The organism is Micromonospora sp. NPDC003241, assembly GCF_053589795.1.
The window spans coordinates 62,751-79,920 of the sequence record NZ_JBSFSO010000024.1 but is presented as its reverse complement, the minus strand read 5'-3'; the positions used below and the strand labels follow the sequence as shown (position 1 = coordinate 79,920).

Here is a 17,170-nt window from a genome sequence, read left to right as displayed (position 1 = left end):
ACGACGAAAGGTGTGTGTCGATGAACGGCGGCCAGCCCCGGTACGGGGGCATCCTGCGGCTCTACGGACCCGGCAGCATGGACCATCTCGACCCGGCCTGCGCCTACTACATGCTCGGCGGGCAGATCATCCGGCTCATCGCCCGCCAGCTCTTCACCTACCGGCCGGTCGTCGACCTGCGCGACCCGTCGGCCGTCACGCCCCAGCCCGACGTGGCCGAGGCGGTGCCCACAGTGGACAACAGTGGCGTCAGCGCTGACCACACCCGCTACACGATCCGCCTTCGCCCCGGCGTGTGCTGGGACACCGACCCGCCCCGCGAGGTGACCGCCGGGGACTTCGTGCGCGGCTTCAAGCGGATGGCAAACCCGGTGCTGCAGGCCGGCGGGATCGGCTACTTCACCAGCACCATCAGGGGGATGGCCGAGTACTGTGACGCGTACGCCGCCGCGATCACCTCGACCGAGCCGGCCGCCGCCGAGCTGGCCGCCTTTCAGAACAGCCACGAGATCGCCGGCGTCCGCGCGGTCGACGACCGGACGATCGTCTTCGACCTGATCCGCCCGGCGGTGGACTTCCTGCACATCCTGGCGCTGCAGTGCGCTTCCGCCGCCCCGGTCGAGTACGACGAGGTGCTGCCGGACAGCGCGGAGTTCCGGCGGCGGGTGCGCTCCAACGGGCCGTACCGGATCACCCACTACGCCCACGGCGAGTCGGTGCGGCTGGACCGCAACCCGGTGTGGCGCAGCGCGTCCGACCCGGTGCGCCAGCAGTACCTCGACGGGGTCGAGGTGACCATGGAGATCGCCAGCCCGCAGCAGGTGGGGGAGGCGATCGACAGTGGCCGCGCCGACCTGTCCTGGGCGTCACCGATCACCGAGCCGTACGACGCGGCGCCCACCGACCCGGGCAACGACCTTGGCTACGCGCTCAACCCGTACCTGGTGTTCAACCTGCTCAGCCCGAACGCCGACGGGGCGATGAGCAAGCTCAAGGTGCGCCAGGCCATCGCGTACGCGATAAACAAGGCGGCGATCGCCGAGATCTACCACGGCCTGGAGGCCGGGACGGTGATGTCGTGCGGGCACACGGCGATCCCGCCCGGCAACGACGGGCACGTCGAGTTCAACCTGTACCCGACACCGGGGGACCGGGGCGACCCGGAGCGCTGCCGGGAGCTGCTGGCCGAGGCGGGCTACCCGGACGGGCTCACCCTCACCGCCGTGCACCGGGACGTGGACGCCAACCCGGAGGTGGCCCGCTCCTACGCCGCCGATCTGGAGAAGGGCGGCATCAACGTCCGCCTGGTGGCGCTCGGCCACGCCGAGTACTACCAGTTCCTGCGCGACCCGGCCAACGCCCGCGCCGGCGCCTGGGACATCTCCGCCCCGTCGTGGACGCCCGACTGGTTCGGCCCGAACGGGCGCACCTACGTCCAGCCGATGTTCCAGACCAACACGTCCCGCGGCACCAGCAACTACGGCGGATACAGCAACCCTGAGGTCGACCGGCTGATCGAGGAGGCGCTCGGCGCCACCGACCGGGCCCGCGCCACCGAACTGTGGCACCAAGTCGACCTGTGTGTCATGCGGGACGCCGCGATCGTGCCGATCCTCGTGCACGCCCCGACCATCCCGCACCGCAAGGGCCGGCGGGTCCGCAACGCCATTGCCATGCCCACTGTCGACCGCTGGTTCGACCTGTCCAACCTCTGGCTGGAGGAGTCCGCATGACCACGGCAGACGTACCGACGGACCTCAGGCGGACCCACGGCGCGGACGGCCCGCGCCGCGGCGGCACGCTCACCCTGGTCGGCGCGGGCGACGTCGACCACCTCGACCCGGCGCTGGCCTACCACACGGTGACCCGGGGGATCGTCCGCGCCTACACCCGGCAGCTTGTCACCTACCCGTCGACCCGTGACCACCGGCGGGCCGGGGACCTGGTGCCGGACCTGGCGGTGGCGGCGGACGGGCCGTACGACGCCGAGGGCCGCCGCTACCGGTTCACGCTGCGCGACGGGCTGCGCTGGGACCTGCCCAACGGGCCCCGGCCGTTGACCGCCGCCGACGTGGTACGTGGCATCAAGCGGCTGGCCCATCCGATGGCGCCCAGCCCCGGCCTGCCCTACTACCTGAGCACGGTCGACGGGCTCGCCGAGTTCCGCGACGACCTGTTCACCCTGCCCCGCGACCTCAACGTGGTGGCGCCCTACCTGGAGGCCGCCGAGGTGCCCGGGCTGCGGGTGCTCGACGACCGGACGCTGGAGCTGACCACCCGCCGCCCCACCTCCGAGTTCCTCAACCTCCTGGCGTTGCCGTTCGCCTCCCCGACGCCGGAGGAGTACCTCTGGTTCGTGCCCGGCAGCCCCGAGCTGGACCAGCGACTCGGCTCCATCGGGCCGTACCGGATCACCGGCTACGAGCCGGACCGGCGCATCACGCTGGAGCGCAGCCGCACCTGGGACCCGGCCACCGATCCGGTCCGGGCCGCCCATGTGGACCGCATCGAGGTGCGGCAGGGCCTGGACGAGAAGACCTGCCACGACATGGTGATCGACGGCGACGCCGACATGATGTGGGACATCCAGCCGCTGACCGAGCGGCTGCCGGAGATGTTCGCGGCCGGGGACCCCCGGCTGGAGGTCTGCCCGGCCGGTCTGTTCAGCCCGTACCTGGTGATCAACGTGCTCAGCCCGAACGAGGGCGAGGCGCTGGCCCGCCGGGAGGTCCGGGAGGCGTTGCAGTACGCGATCGACAAGACCGCTGTGGCCGAGGTCTGGGGCGGGCCGCGCCTCAACGACATCGCCGAGCAGATCCTGCCGCCGCTGTGCCGCGCGCACCGGCCATTTGCCCCGTACGCAGCGAACGACGGCGTCGGCGACCCGGAGCAGGCCCGTCAGCTGCTCGCCGACGCTGGCTACCCCGACGGGATCACGTTGAAGCTGGTCTACCGGGACCGGGACATCCACCCGGAGACCGCGCGGGTGGTCCGGGCCGCCGCCGCCCGGGCCGGCATCACCCTCGACCTCGTCCCGGCCGGCATCACCGAGATGTTCGGCACGTACCTGGGCCGGGCCGACGGCGCGCGTGAGGGCCGCTGGGACGTGGCGCTGTCTGGCTGGGAACCGGACTGGCACGGCAACAACGCCCGCGTCTACCTCCAGGCACTCTTCGACAGCTCCGGCGTCTCCGACAACGACGACTGGGGGTCGAACTTCGGCCACTACCACAACCCGGTCGTCAACGAGCACATCGACGCGGCGCTGAGCTGCGTCGACGAGAGGGCCGCGAACGAGCACTGGCGGGCCGTCGAGCGGGAGGTGCTGCGCGACTGCGCGGTGGTGCCGATCCTCTTCGCCCACCAGTACTGGCTGCGCGGGCACCGGGTGCGCAACTGGCTGCCGTACCCGGTGCTCAACGGTGACCTGACCAACCTGTGGCTGGGGGAGGACTGACGACCGGGCCGACGAGCGGCGACGACCACCGGCTCACCGTACGTCTCGGCGAGCTGGCCCAGGCCCACGTGGACCGGGCGGCGGCGCGCGCGGGCGTGCCCGCCGTCCGGCTGGACCGGCTGGCCGCCGAGCCGCTGCGCCTGGACGAGGACTTCTGCCGGGAGGTGGCCGACCGCTACGACGCCGCGCCGATGGTCACCGCCGGCACGGACCGCGGGTATACCCGGCTGGCCGCGGAGAACCTGCGGCAGTTCCGGCTGATCGGCGAGGCGGGCATCCGGGTGCTGCCCTGGGCCGGGCAGGGACAGCCGTACCGGCACTCGCGGGAGCTGGTCGCGCGGGTCCGCTCGACCGGCCTGCTGCACGTCTTCCTCACCCGCCACGGGCACGGGCCGGCCGGCGCGGACGGCGACCATCCGCTGCGCGCCCCCGTCGGGGTCCGGGCCGGCGGGGAGGAGCTGCTGCACAACGACATCTTCCGGGCGGTCCATGACGTCTTCGGGCACGTCCTGTTCGGCAACACGTTTGGACCGCGCGGCGAGTTCCGGGCCACCCGCTGCCACCTCGCGATGTACCCGCCCGACCTGCACCCGCTGGTCTTCGCCGAACTGGTCGGCCAGCTCTGTTGGTTCTTCCACGGTCCGCACCTGCGCCGCCCGGACGGGACGCTGCCCCGGCGCGGCGAGCCCGGGTACGTGCCGCCGCCACGGCGTCCGTACCCGCCGCAGAAACGGCTCGTGTACGACCGGCGCACCCTGGACCGGTTCGCCGCGCTGTTCACGTCGCCGGGCTGACCGCCGACATCAGGAAGTCGGGCACCCGCAGCGGCGGCATCACCATCCGGGTGAAGTAGTCGCCCCACTCCCGGGGCAGCGCCGGCGCCGGCCGCCCGGCCTCGGTGGCCCGGGCCAGCAGCGACAGAGGGCTCTCGTTGAACCGGAAGTTGTGCACCGTGCCGACGATCTCGCCGTCCTCGACCAGGCGTACGCCGTCGCGGGTGAGGCCGGTCAGCAGCAGCGACGCCGGATCGACGTCGCGCAGATACCACAGCGAGGTGAGCAGCAGGCCGCGCCGGGTGGAGCGCACCATCTCGGGCAGCGTCGGCGCGTCCGGTCCGCCCTCCAGCACCAGGTTGTCCACCATCGGGGTGAGCGGCGCGCCGGTCCGCGCGGCGGTGTGCCGGGTCTGCACGAGCGCGGTCAGCACGCCCTCGTCGATCCAGCGGGTCGGCCGCAGCGGCAGCCCGTTGTCGACCACTGCGGTCAGGTCGTCGGTGCCCCGGCTGATCGTGAACGGGGCGCAGGGCAGCAGCGGATGGTCCGGGTCGCTGCGCAGCGTCAGCGGCAGCGCGGTGAGGCGCTCGCCGAGCGGCAACCGGCCGTCCGGGCGGCTGAACGCGGTACGCCCGTCGAGCGCGCCGCGCGCCCCGGCGGCCAGATAGAGGTGAAGCATCAGGTCGGCCACGCAGTTCGGGGTGAGCAGCACCTCGTAGCGTCCCGGCGGCAACTCGACCCGGCGGCCGGGCCGCGCCAGCGTGGCGGACAGCTCGGCGGCGAGCGCCGGCACATCCAGTCCGGTCAGGTCGGGCGCTGTCACACCGGCCCACGTCGAGTCGTCGCCGTCGCGCACGCTCAGGTCGAACAGGCCGGTGGACTGCGGGTGCCGCAGGCGGGCGCCGGTCGACGCGGCGAGGTAGGTGGTGACCACCCGGTGCTCGGTGTAGCCGTAGAGCCGCCGATGCCCGGCCGCCGCGAACGCGTCGGCCAGGCCGGGTAGCACGTCCCGGAACGCGTCGACCGAGGTGCCGCCGGGCGGTTCCGCCCACGACGGCGTCCGCCACGGCTCGGGCAGCCGTGCCGCGTCGGCGGCGGGCGGCGCGTCGCGGGCGGCCCGCTCGGCCGTGCGGACCAGGCCGGGCAGCGCGTCGCCGAGCGCGCCGCCGTGGCCGACCAGCCCCACGTGTACGCCGACCGCGCCGTCCCGTAGCGCCACCGCCGTCACCCGGCGGGACCGGACGCTGCCGTTCGTGGTCAGGGCGTTGCCCGCCCAGCGCAGGTGCGCGGCGGCCGTCTCGTCGGCGATCAGCAGCAGCTCGTTGGCCTCGCGCCGGTGCCGCAGCGCTGCTTCCAAGGCGTCCTGGATCCCGCTCACCCGTCCCGCCCTCCGGTGTCGACGACGTCGATGCCGCGGAACACCGCGGCCGGGCAGCCGTGGCTGGCCGCGGCTGCCTGCACCGGCTGACCCTTGCCGCACATGTCGGCGCCGGAGAGCAGCCACGTGCCCTCCCCGCCCAGCCCGCACAGCGCGGACCAGAACGCTGTGGTCTCCGCCTGGTACGCGGCGCCGGAGACCTGCCCGGCCAGCCGCCCGTTGCGGATGCGGTGCCAGCGCTGGGCGGTGAACTGGAACTGCCGTCGCCGCATGTCGATCGACCAGCTGTCCGAGCCGGCCAGGTAGAAGCCGTCCGTCACGCCCGCGATCAGGGCTGCGGTGTCCGGCCCGTCCACCGCCGGGCGCAGCGACACGTTCGGCATCCGGGCCATCGGCGTGTGCCGGTACGACTCGGCGTACGCGCAGCCGGCGGAGCGCGGCAGGCCGGCCCGCGCGGCCGAGGCGCGGTCGTGTTGGAACCCGACGAGCACACCCGCCTCGATCAGCGGCCAGGACTGCGCGGCCACGCCCTCGTCGTCGAACCCGACGGTGGCCAGTCCGTGCGCGGCCGACCGGTCGGCGTCCACGCTCATCAGCGCCGAGCCGTACCGCAGCTGCCCGGCGACGTCGGGCGTGGCGAAGGTGCCGCCCGCGTACGACATCTCGTGGCCCAGCGCCCGGTCGTACTCGGTGGCGTGCCCGATCGACTCGTGGATGGTGAGCCAGAGCTGCGACGGGTCGATCACCAGGTCGTACCGGCCCGGCCGCACCGGGGGCGCCAGCGTCTTCTCGGCCAGCAGCGCCGGCAGTTCGGCCAGCTCGCCGGCCCAGTCCCAGCCCTCGCCGTGCAGGTACTCCCAGCCGCGGGCCACCGGCGGGCCGACGGTGCGGAGCGTCTGGACGCCGCCGTCGCGCGGGTGCCGGCCCACCGCCAGCACCTGCGGGTGTACCCGGACGCGCTGCTGGGCGACGCGGGTGCCGTCCAGGTCGGCGTAGTACGTGTTCTCCTGGGCGGCGGTGGCGCGGGCAAGCACGTGCGCCACCGATTCGTGCGCCAGCAGCCCGGCGCACCAGTGGCTCAGTAGCTCCACCCGTTCGCTCTCCGGCACCTCGAACGGGTTGACCCGGTACGGCGAGCGCCAGGTCGCCGCCGGGTACGCGGGCTCGGGCGCGAGCGAGACCGGCCCGCCGCCGACATCGGCGCAGGCTCGGGCCAGCGCCAGCGCGTCGTCGCAGGCGCGTACCGCCGCCTCCGGCGTGAGCTCCGGCGTGGCGGCGAAGCCCCACGCGCCCCGGTGCAGCACCCGTACCGCCAGGCCGGTCTCGGTCTCCTCCTCGCTCGCCCGCAGCGCACCGTCGTGCACGACGGTGCGCCCGGAGCGGACCCGCTGCACCCGCAGCGCGGCGTACCGCGCGCCCCGCTGCCGGGCCCGCGACAGGGCGGCGTCGGCGAGGCGGGCCAGTGGGAGAGCGAGGAAAGAGTCGTCGATCTCGTCGGGCACACGCGCCTCCGGTCGCCGGGGTGCCGCCGTCCGCGCCGTGGCACGGCGGCCCGGGGGTTGCGGTGAGGAGACTAGTGCGGCGTCCCGGCGGCGCACAGGGCCCACGTGGCGGCCGGGCGGCCGACCAGCGCCGTCGCCGCGCAACAGAGCAAGCAGGAAGAAGGCCACTGCTGAACCGCCCCGGATCTTGTAGAGACTTTGATGTTCCCCCTGGCGGAAGTGGTGGAGTGTGACCTTTCTGCTGGCTTTTGTCCCGGAGGGCGCGGGCGGCGGCACGTATCGATCCATAGAAGCGACGAATATCGTCGTTTCTGAACGGTTATCCGACGAAGGTCTTAGGTCTATAGACAGGAAGTGGCGTCACTCGTAGGGTCACAGCATCTTTCCGATGATCCTGGAGATGACGTGAACACTGCTGCCACGCACACTTCCGCAGCCTCGGCGACCGAGCTGCACGCCACTGCCACCGTGGTGGACGGCAGCACCGTCATCGAACTGAGCGACGCCCACCTCGACCGGATCAGGCGAGGCGGTGTCACCGCCGTCAACCACACCGTCACCAGGCCGTACGCCGACACGGTTTCCGCGCTGCGGGAGGTGAACCGGTGTCGTCGGTGGATCGACGAGCACCCCGACGACGTTCTGCTCGCACTGACCGTCGACGACATCCATCGGGCCAAGGCCGAAGGCAAGGAGGCCGTCATCTTCGGCCCGCAGGACACGGAGATGATCGGGGTCGACCTCGACCTGCTGGGCACCTTCTACGACCTGGGTGTCCGCATCCTGCAACTGACCTACCAGCGGCAGAACCTGCTCGGCGCGGGCTGTGGCGAGGAGACAGACGCAGGCCTGACACACCGGGGTCGTCGCTTCGTCCAGGCCATGGACGAGCTGGGCATCCTGGTCGACGTCTCACACTGCGGCGAGCGCACCGGCCTGGACGCCATGGAGACGTCCAGCAAGCCGGTGGTGGTCACCCACTCCTTCTGTGACGCGATGTCGCCGCACATCCGAGCCAAGTCCGACGACTATCTGCGCACCCTCGGGGAGCAGGGCGGCGTCATGGGAATCACCACCTTGTCAGGGTTCCTGTACTACCCGGAGGCCCCGTCCCGGCGTCCGGATCTGGTCCGCTTCGTCGAGCACGTCAGCCGCGTGGTGGAGGTGGCGGGCGTGGACCACGTCGCCATCGCCACCGACTACGACGAGACGTGGACCGAGCCGATGCGGATCGCACAGTTGAAAGCCATCGCACAGTCGAACTCCAGGGAGCAACAGAACCTCCTCGGCGACTTCGGATGGAACGAGCGTCGTGCGATCGGCATGGACGACGCCTCGGACTTCCCGAACTTCACCACCGCGTTGCTCGACGGCGGCTTCTCGCCGGAGGACGTCACCAAGATCCTCGGCGGCAACTGGCTTCGGGTCTACGGGGAGACGTGGAAGCCGGCCTGACCTAAAGCGCTGACTGTGATACCAGCGAAGGAGACCCATGCGTACTCGAATTTTGACCAAGGTGCTGGCAGTGGGCGTCATCTCGGCGCTCGCCGCCGGCTGCGGGGGTGGTGAGCCTCCGTCCACTAACGGTGACAGCGGATCCAACGACGGTCTGACCGCCAACGTGCGCCTGGAGGATGACTCTCAGCCGTCCGGTACACCGAAGTCCGGTGGCCGGCTGCGGGTCATGATCCGGCTGGACGCCAACGAACTCGACCCGCACCGGATGTCGGAGACCTCGGCCTTCGTCATCAACGAGCAGATCTACGAGTCACTGGTGCAGTCCTACCGGGGCGAGATCAAGCCGGCTATCGCCGAGTCGTGGGAGCAGAGCGCCGACGGCCTGACGGTGACGTTCAAGCTGCGCGACAACGCGTTCTTCCACAGCGGGCGCAAGGTCACCGCGGCGGATGTGAAGTACTCGATCGAACGGATCAAGGACCCCGCGACCCGGGCGCCTCGCGCCCGTAGCTACGAGAGCATCGCCTCGGTGCAGGCGCCCGACGAGCGCACCGTCGAGATGACGCTGTCGGCGCCGAACGCCGCCATCCTGACTCTGCTCTCCACGGCGGCGTCCTCCATCGTTGACCGCACCGTGGTCGAGGCCGGTGGCCTCAACGGCAGCGTCGACGGCGGTAGCGGGCCGTTCAAGCTCGCCTCGCGGGTCACGGGCCAGGCGATCAAGCTCGACAAGCACACCCAGTACTGGGAGCAGGGTGTTCCGTACCTCGACGGGATCGACTTCACCTTCAACCCGGACGACAACGCCCGGGCGGCGGCGGTCCGCAGCGGGACGGTCGACTTCCTCTGGCGTCCGGCGCCCGAGTTCATCGACGCGCTCAAGAGCGACGAGAAGCTCAAGTGGTACGGCGGCTCCGGCTCGCTCTCCCTGCACCTGCGGCTCAACACCTCCAAGGCGCCGTACGACAACGTGAAGGTCCGGCAGGCCATCTTCCTGGCCCTCGACCGGCAGGAGATCCTGAACGTGGCCAACTCCGGCTACGGCACCCCGCTGAACGCGGGCTACCTGCCGCCGGACCGCTTCGGCGCCGTGCAGGACCCGATCTACGGCCAAGCCGATGTGGAGAAGGCCAAGGCCCTGCTGGCCGAGGCGGGCTACCCGGACGGCTTCGAGGCCAAGCTCATGGTGATCGCCACCTCGGCGTTCCAGGTGCGCTCGGCAGAGGTCGAGCAGCAGCAACTCGCCAAGATCGGGATCAAGGTGACCATCGAGTCGGTCGAGTCGACCATCGCCGACACGAAGACGAAGTCCGCCGACTTCGACATGTACCAGTCCGGCTTCGGCCTGACCTATGACCCGGATGAGCGCTTCACCGCCAGCTTCCTCAAGGGCGGTGGCCTCAACTACGGCAACTGGAGCGACGACGAGTACGAGGCCCTGGTCGTCCAGGCCCGCTCGGAACTGGACAAGGACAAGCGCGCGGCGCTCTACCAGCAGGCCGAGAAGATCCTGGCCGAGCGTGGGCCGGTCGCGATGACCTTCCTGAACGCGGACTTCGACGTGGTGCAGGCCGACGTCATGGGCTACAAGGGCGACCCGACCCCGACGTACCGCTTCTACCGCAACATCTGGCTCGACCGCTGACGGGTCGTGGCGGGGGTGTCGGCACACCGACGCCCCCGCCACCCCCTGTGACGAAAGGCAGCTCATGACGTCCGTACCGCTGACCGACCGCTACATCATCGCCGCCCGGCTCAAGGGCTACCTCAACAAGCACGAGGAATCGGTGGCTCTGCTCACCGAGGCGCTCGCACAGGAGCCGGGCAGCGCACGACTGCTGCGCTTCCGGGGACACCGCCGCATCTCGATCGGCGACTACGCCGGGGCCATCGAGGACCTGCGCGCTGCGGCCGATCAGCTCCCCGGCGTCGAGGACGAGTACGAGATGTACCAGCCCGAGGTGGAGAAGGACGTCGTCAGCCTGATTCTCGGCCGACCCGAGCAGGTACGCCCGCAGCACCTCACCGACACCATGGCCGCCCGGAACCCCGACGCGCTCGACCGGTACAACACCACACTGCACGCCGGCATCTGGTATCACCTCGGCGTCGCCCAGTATCTGATCGGCGACTTCGAGGGCTGCCTGTCCAGCTTCCGCGCCGCCGAGGAGTCATCGCGCCATCAGGAGGGCATCGTCGCGTCGCAGGACTGGCAGTACATGGCCCTGCGTCGCCTCGGCCGGCCGGCCGAGGCCGAGGAGGTCCTCGACCGCTTCCGGGCGATCTCTCTGGTTCAGGAGGACCACCTCGTCGGCTACGAGGGCCGGATGCAGCTCTACACCGGGGACGTCACCCCCGACCAACTCTGGGCTATGTGCGACGGCAACGACCTGAAGACCGTGACCCAGGGTTACGGTCTCGGTAACTGGTACTACCACGAGGGCGACATCGACAAGGCCCGTGAGGTGTTCGACGGCGTCCTGCGCACCGGCGTCACGCACGCCTTCGCCTACCTGGCGGTCAAGTCCGAGTACGCCCACAACCCCGACTTCGCCAGCGCGGCGTCCGCGGCGACGACAAAGGAGAACTGAGATGGCCATCATCCGTGCCGAGATCGGCAAGCGTGACCAGGAGACCAAGGACGCGATCATCGCCGAGCTGACCGACGTGCTGGTCAAGTACGGTTCGCCGCGCGAGAACACCCACGTCCTGCTCTACGAGGTCTCGTACGACAACTGGGCCAAGGGCGGCCTGACCTACAACGAGCGGAAGAAGCGGGCGCAGGAGTCGTCATGACCGTCGCCACGCCGGGGCCGCACGTCCTGATCACCCCCAACCTGGACACCTTGCTGCCGCAGCTCCGCGAGCGGTACCCGCAGTGCCGGTTCACGCCGGTGGCCGAGGACGAGCCGGTGCGCGAGGAGTACCTCGACGCCGAGGTGATCCTGCGCAGCGCGATGAACGAGGACACCTTCGACGAGTTGTTGAGCAAGTGCGACGGGCTGCGCTGGATCCAGATCACCGCCGCCGGGTTCGACTGGGTGGGCGGCGACATCATGCGCCGCCGCCTGGCGGAAGGGCTCGTCTACACCCGCTCGGGGAACTCCTACAACGTGCCGATCGCCGAGTACATCATCGGTGCGGTGCTGCTGCACCAGCGCGGATTCCCGGCGCTGCGTGAGGCGCAGGAGCGGCAGGAGTGGGTACGACTCGTCGGCCGGGACCTGATCGGCAGCACCATGCTGGTCTTCGGCACCGGCGGGATCGGGCGTGAGGTCGCCTGGCGAGCGCGGGCACTGGGTGTCACCGTGATCGGGGTCAACCGTGCCGGCACCCCGGCCGAGGGCTTCGACCGGGTGGAGCCGTACGCCGATCACCTGGCGCTGCTGCCGGGGGCCGACTCGGTGGTGCTGGCCATGCCGCTGACCGAGGAGAACCGGTACTTCTTCGACGCCGAGCGATTCGCGGCGATGCAGGAGTCCGCGATCCTGGTCAACGTCGGGCGGGGCGCGCTCGTCGTCGAGGACGCGCTCGTCGACGCGATGCGGCAGGGCCGGATCGCCGGTGCGGTGCTCGACGTGTTCGAGGAGGAGCCGCTTCCCGCCGAGCACCGGTTGTGGAGCCTGCCGAACACCACGGTCACCCCGCACACGTCGTTTCGTGGTTCGGGCAATTTGCAACGGCTCTACGCCGACTTCTGCGACAACTTCGATCGGTATCTCGCCGGTGAGCCGCTGACCGGCCAGAAACGCCAGCCGGCGTTGGGGTACTGACCCGCACCATCCACGACGCGACGGCGGTCCCCCAGCACGGGCGGACCGCCGTCGCGTCGTGCTGGTGTGCCAGGGGCGGCGGGTCGGGTGGGGCGGCAACCAGGACGCCGGCGGTGGACGCCAAGGGTGCGGCCCACCCGTCCCGGACCGGGTGGGCCGCCGTCGTGACGGTGCGGCCGGAGGTCAGGCCCGGCCGAGCAGTACGCGGGCCGCCGCCAGCACGTCGTCCTCGCCGAGCAGGACCGCGTCGGCGGCCGGACCCAGCGGGACGTAGCTGTCGACGCTGTTGACCCGGGAGATCGCGCCGGTGAAGCCGCCGTCGACCAGCGCGGCCACCACGGCCTCGGACACGCCGCCACTGGTGCGGGTCTCGTCGACGACGAGGACCCGAGGGATGCCGTCTAGGGCGGCGCGCAGGCTGGCGGCCGGCAGCGGCGACAGCCACTGGAGGTCGATGACCCGTGTGCCGGCCTGCTGGTCGCGGGCGAGCCGGTCGGCGACTCGCAGGCTCATCGGCAGGCCGTTGCCGAAGGTCACCATCGCCAGGTCGGTGCCCGGGCGGACGGTGCGTACCTGACCCAGCGCGGTGTCCGTCGTCGCCCACTGCGTCGGCGTCGGATAGCCGGCGAGCCAGCCGCCGTCGCCATCGACATGCAGGTCACGCCGGTGATAGAGGGCGATCGGCTCCAGGAAGACGCAGACCCGGCCCTCCTGCTCGGCCAGAGCGAGGCACTGGCGCAGCAGATCGGGTGCGGTGGCCGGGTGCGAGGCGACCGCCAAGGCCAGACCGGGGATGTCACGCAGTACCGCCACCGAGTTGTCGTTGTGGAAGTGCCCGCCGAACCCCTTCTGGTAGGCCAGGCCGGCGATCCGCACCACCATGCCGTTGGCGTACTGCCCGTTGGAGAAGAAGCGCAGCGACGCGGCCTCGCCGCGGAGCTGGTCCTCGGCGTTGTGCAGATAGGCCAGGTACTGGATCTCCGGGATCGGCAGTGTACCGGCCAACGCTCCGCCGAGCGCCACCCCGAGGATGGCCTGCTCATCGAGGAGCGTGTCGAAGACCCGCCTGGCGCCGAAGACTTTGCGCAAGCCTCGGGTGACACCGTAGACGCCGCCCTTGCGGGCCACGTCCTCACCGAAGACCTGGGCCTGCGGCCAGGTCGACAGGGCGTCGTGCAACGTCGCGTTGATCGTCTGAGCCAGGGTGAGTGGGCCACGCGTCTCGGGAAGTCTCCCGCCGAAAGCCCGTTCGCGTCCGGTGCCACCGCGGCAGGCGGCGGCACGGACCCGATCCACGTCGCGGGCGGTCAGCGGTGCGGTCACCGCCGCCGCGTCGGAGAGCCGCTCGATCCGGCCCGACATCAGGTTGGCCTGTTCCATCACCTGCTTGCGGGCGTGCTCGTAGCGGGTGAGGGTCTCCGTCGGACTGAGGATCTGCCGGTGCGCCAGCAAGGCGGCCGTCGCCAGGATCGGATCGCGGGCGTAGTCGGCGATGATCTCGGCCTGGGTCCGGTAGGCCAGTTCGGCGTCCGAGCCGGCGTGTCCCATGAACCGTACGGTGCCCAGGTGCAGCACTGCGGGCCGACGGTGGGTGCGTACCTGGTCCACCAGGTCGGCCGCAGTGGCCAGCAGGCCAGCAGGGTCGGTGCCGTCTGCGTATGCGTAGTCCACGCCGGGCAGGGCCGACAGCATCCGTCGTACCCAGCCGTGCGGGGAGCGGGTGCTGATTCCGATGCCATTGTCCTCGCACACGAACAGCAGAGGTACCGGAATGCGCTGGTGAGCGCTGTAGCCCACCGCATTGAGCGTGCCGGCCGCCGTGGAGTGGTTGGCCGAGGCGTCGCCGAAGCTGCAGACCACGACCGCGTCGGCAGGATAGTCGCTTGCCGCGCCATCCCGGTCCAGTGCGAACGCCATGCCCATCGCCCGGGGAAGGTGCGAGGCGATCGTCGAGGTCTGCGGGATGATGTTCAGGGCCCGGTTTCCGAAGACCTTGTGTCGACCGCCGGAGATCGGATCGTCCCGGGAGGCGGTCGCCGAGTGCAGGACGTCCGCGATCGGTGTGGAGCCGGTGACCTGGCCGGCTCGTGCGGCGTAGAAGCCGCCGGAGCGGTAGTGCAGCAGGGCGGGGTCGGTCGGGCGCAGCGCCAGTGCGACGGCGGCGTTGCTCTCGTGTCCACTGGAGCCGATGGTGTAGAAGCCCTCCCGCTGCGTCTGCAACCAGCGCAGCGCGAAGTCGAGGTGTCGACTCTGGATCTGAGCGTCGAGATAGTCGATCAGCAGGTCGGAGTCCAGGTCGATGTCGGCAGAGGTCTGCGCAGGCGCGGGGCGGCCCTGCGACCACTCCGTGAGCCGGCGAACGACGTGGTCGTCGATGGATTCCACGCGGTTGTGCTCCTTGCGGGTCAGCGACTGGAGCGGCCCCGTAGCCGCGGGTCCAGAACGTCGCGAAGGGTGTCCCCCAGCAGGTTGAAGCCGAGCACGGCGATCACGATGCAGACCCCTGGCACCACCGAGGGCCAGATCGACAACTCCATGAACGACTTGCCGTTGGAGAGCATCGAGCCCCAGGACGGCTGCGGAGGTTGCACGCCGAGCCCGAGGTAGCCCAGCGAAGCCTCGATCAGGATCGCGTAGGCGATGCTCGTGGTGAACTGCACCGCGATAGGTGCCACCGAGTTCGGCAGGATGTATTTGAGGATGAGTCTGGTGTTGCTCAGCCCGACCGCCTGACCGGACTCCACGTACGGCTCACGCCGCACCGACATTGCGGTGCCGCGCACGATCCGAGCGAAGCTGGGGATGAAGACGATGACCAGGGCGAGAATCAGGTTCTCGGTGCCCGGGCCTCGGGCGGCCACCACCGCGAGTGCCAGCAGCAGGGTGGGGAAGGAGAACATGATGTCGGTCGCCGGGGTGATGATCGCGTCGAGCACGCCCCGGTAGAAGCCGGCGAGCAGCCCGAGCAGTACGCCGATGGCACCGGCACAGGTGACCACGATCAGGCTGACGGTCAGCGAGGTACGTGCGCCGTAGAGTGCCCGGCTGAGCAGGTCGCGACCGGCCTCGTCGGCGCCGAGTGGGAAGTCGCCGCCGGGCGGCGCGAGCCGCTGGTTGCTCATCGCGGTCGGGTCGTAGGGCGAGATCAGGGGAGCCAGCGCTGCGGCGGCCACCATCAGCACGACGATGACCAGTCCGACCAGTCCGACCTTGTCCCGCGTGATCAGCTTGAGCAGGTGACCGCCGCGCCGACCCGTCGGCTTCGCGACGGGGGACTGCCGCTTGCTGCCCTCGGGGTGACCGTGTACGGCTTCAGTGACCACTGCGCAACCTCGGATCCAGGTAGGTGTAGAGCAGGTCGACGAGAAGGTTGACCACGACGTAGAAGAAGGCCAGGAAGAGCAGCGTGCCCTGGACGACGGGGTAGTCACGCTGGCTGATCCCGCGGATGACCATCGTGCCCAGCCCCGGCCAGGCGAAGACCTGCTCCACGATGACCGTGCCGCCGAGCAGCGCCCCGGCCTGGATGCCCAGCACGGTCACCACCGGGATCAGTGAGTTGCGTAGGGCGTGCCGCACCATGACTCCGCGTTCGCCCAGCCCTTTGGCTCGGGCGGTGCGGACGTAGTCCTGGTTCAGCACCTCCAACATGCTGGAACGGGTCATCCGCATACTGATCGCGGCGAGGCTGGCGCCGAGGGTGACCGAGGGTAGGACGAGGTATTTCAGGCTGCCCAGGAACCCCTCGCCCTCCCCGGCGCCCTGCGACGGGAGCCAGCCGAGCGCGACCGAGAAGACGTACACCAACAGGATGCCCAGCCAGAAGTTCGGCAGGGAGAGCCCGATCAGCGAGGCGACCCGGGTGCTTGCGTCGAGCAGGCCGTTGCGCTTGGTGGCGCTGAGCACCCCGAGCGGGATGGAGATGAGGATCGAGACCAGCAGCGCCGAGACTGCCAGCAGCAGTGTGGACGGGAAGCGCTGCATAATCTCCTGGAGAACCGGCTGGCCGGTACGCATGGAGGTGCCGAGGTCGCCTTGCACCAGCGCCCCCAGCCACCTCAGGAACTGTTCCCAGACGGGCATGTCGAGACCGAAGTAGCGGCGCATCTCCGCCTCGATCGCGGGGTCGCCGAAGTCCTGCCCCATGATCGAGCTGATCACGTCACCGGGGATCATGCGGATCACCAGGAACGAGATGACCGAGATCCCGAATAGGACCGGAATAACCGATATCAGGCGGATCAGCGTGATGCGCAGCATGGCGTGTCTCTCTCGGTCAGGTCAGGTCAGGAGCCGGGTGTGTGTGGCTCCGAGTCCGCGTGGGCGGACTCGTCGTCGCCGGTGACGGCGATGTCGCGGGCCCATTCGTGGGCCCGTTTGGCGACCCGCAGCACCATCACCGAGCGACTCTCCATCACGCCGTCGAGGTGACCCAGTCGCTCGGTCCAGAACCGCCGCATGGCGTTGCTGGAGGCGAAGTAGCCGACGGCGATGATGTCGAACTGCCCGGTGACGTGATAGACGTAGGCGATCTCCGGCATGCCCGCGAGCTTGTCGATCAGCTGATCGGTGCTGCCGGGAGCACTCTGGATCTCGAACAGGGTGTGCACCGGGCGCCCCATGAAGGCGGCGCTGGGGATCGCGGCGAACTGCAACAGGCCGCCGCTGAGGAGTCGTTCCATCCGCCGTCGGACCGAACCTTCGGAGAGCCCGACCTTGACGGACAGCGCCACGTTTGTCTGCCGGGGGTCCTGGACGAGTTCCCGGATGATGCTGCGATCTTTTTCGATCGAGTCCTTGGATGCCAACGTTGCTCCAACTGGATTGGT

The 17,170-nt window shown here is 70.3% G+C and carries 14 protein-coding genes; 8 read left to right on the top strand and 6 right to left on the bottom strand.

Translation table 11 applies throughout. The features are described from left to right. The first annotated feature begins 20 nt into the window (after positions 1 to 20). From ACWDVW_RS19735 to ACWDVW_RS19725, 3 genes are read left to right on the top strand one after another with little or no spacing between them, the layout of a single operon-like run. Complete coding sequence (locus tag ACWDVW_RS19735) at positions 21 to 1,733, top strand: ABC transporter substrate-binding protein (RefSeq protein WP_449950848.1); 1,713 nt, start codon at positions 21 to 23, stop codon at positions 1,731 to 1,733. Beyond that, positions 1,730 to 3,457: an ABC transporter substrate-binding protein gene (locus tag ACWDVW_RS19730; RefSeq protein ID WP_449950845.1), complete on the top strand. Its 1,728-nt coding sequence runs from the start codon at positions 1,730 to 1,732 to the stop codon at positions 3,455 to 3,457. The genes ACWDVW_RS19735 and ACWDVW_RS19730 overlap by 4 nt, the downstream gene beginning before the upstream one ends. Then, positions 3,439 to 4,251, top strand: coding sequence for a hypothetical protein (locus tag ACWDVW_RS19725; RefSeq protein WP_449950842.1), 813 nt, complete (start codon positions 3,439 to 3,441; stop codon positions 4,249 to 4,251). Before ACWDVW_RS19730 ends, ACWDVW_RS19725 begins: the two co-directional genes overlap by 19 nt. On the opposite strand, the gene ACWDVW_RS19720 is transcribed toward ACWDVW_RS19725, so the two are convergent. Both ACWDVW_RS19720 and ACWDVW_RS19715 read right to left on the bottom strand, forming a co-directional pair. Continuing rightward, positions 4,235 to 5,608, bottom strand: coding sequence for a metallopeptidase TldD-related protein (locus tag ACWDVW_RS19720; protein WP_449950839.1), 1,374 nt, complete (start codon positions 5,606 to 5,608; stop codon positions 4,235 to 4,237). The genes ACWDVW_RS19725 and ACWDVW_RS19720 overlap by 17 nt on opposite strands. Next, positions 5,605 to 7,110, bottom strand: a complete 1,506-nt coding sequence (locus ACWDVW_RS19715; protein ID WP_449950836.1) for a TldD/PmbA family protein — start codon at positions 7,108 to 7,110, stop codon at positions 5,605 to 5,607. Before ACWDVW_RS19715 ends, ACWDVW_RS19720 begins: the two co-directional genes overlap by 4 nt. Positions 7,111 to 7,515: 405 nt before the next feature. Here ACWDVW_RS19715 and ACWDVW_RS19710 point away from each other — a divergent pair, with 405 nt between their 5' ends. The 5 genes from ACWDVW_RS19710 (at position 7,516) to ACWDVW_RS19690 (ending at position 12,341) form a co-directional block, all read left to right on the top strand. Continuing rightward, positions 7,516 to 8,565: a dipeptidase gene (locus ACWDVW_RS19710; protein ID WP_449950833.1), complete on the top strand. Its 1,050-nt coding sequence runs from the start codon at positions 7,516 to 7,518 to the stop codon at positions 8,563 to 8,565. A 37-nt stretch (positions 8,566 to 8,602) separates the two neighbouring features. Next, positions 8,603 to 10,213, top strand: a complete 1,611-nt coding sequence (locus tag ACWDVW_RS19705; protein ID WP_449950830.1) for an ABC transporter substrate-binding protein — start codon at positions 8,603 to 8,605, stop codon at positions 10,211 to 10,213. Positions 10,214 to 10,277: 64 nt separating this feature from the next. Next, the gene (locus ACWDVW_RS19700) at positions 10,278 to 11,159 is read left to right on the top strand and encodes a tetratricopeptide repeat protein (protein WP_449950827.1); all 882 of its coding nucleotides are present in this window, start codon (positions 10,278 to 10,280) and stop codon (positions 11,157 to 11,159) included. 1 nt (position 11,160) lies between these two features. After that, entirely contained in the window at positions 11,161 to 11,364 is a 204-nt protein-coding gene (locus tag ACWDVW_RS19695) for a tautomerase family protein (RefSeq protein WP_387256669.1), read from the top strand. Further along, positions 11,361 to 12,341 (top strand): D-2-hydroxyacid dehydrogenase, encoded by a 981-nt coding sequence (locus tag ACWDVW_RS19690; RefSeq protein WP_449950824.1) that lies wholly within the window; start codon positions 11,361 to 11,363, stop codon positions 12,339 to 12,341. The genes ACWDVW_RS19695 and ACWDVW_RS19690 overlap by 4 nt, the downstream gene beginning before the upstream one ends. Positions 12,342 to 12,524: 183 nt before the next feature. On the opposite strand, the gene ACWDVW_RS19685 is transcribed toward ACWDVW_RS19690, so the two are convergent. From ACWDVW_RS19685 to ACWDVW_RS19670, 4 genes are read right to left on the bottom strand one after another with little or no spacing between them, the layout of a single operon-like run. After that, positions 12,525 to 14,726 (bottom strand): thiamine pyrophosphate-dependent enzyme, encoded by a 2,202-nt coding sequence (locus tag ACWDVW_RS19685; protein ID WP_449950821.1) that lies wholly within the window; start codon positions 14,724 to 14,726, stop codon positions 12,525 to 12,527. 20 nt (positions 14,727 to 14,746) lie between these two features. Further along, positions 14,747 to 15,664: an ABC transporter permease gene (locus ACWDVW_RS19680; RefSeq protein WP_449950818.1), complete on the bottom strand. Its 918-nt coding sequence runs from the start codon at positions 15,662 to 15,664 to the stop codon at positions 14,747 to 14,749. Beyond that, complete coding sequence (gene nikB, locus ACWDVW_RS19675; RefSeq protein ID WP_396696997.1) at positions 15,654 to 16,601, bottom strand: nickel ABC transporter permease; 948 nt, start codon at positions 16,599 to 16,601, stop codon at positions 15,654 to 15,656. The genes ACWDVW_RS19680 and nikB overlap by 11 nt, the downstream gene beginning before the upstream one ends. A 26-nt stretch (positions 16,602 to 16,627) precedes the next feature. Beyond that, positions 16,628 to 17,149, bottom strand: a complete 522-nt coding sequence (locus ACWDVW_RS19670) for an Lrp/AsnC family transcriptional regulator (protein WP_449950814.1) — start codon at positions 17,147 to 17,149, stop codon at positions 16,628 to 16,630. Positions 17,150 to 17,170 lie beyond the last annotated feature (21 nt).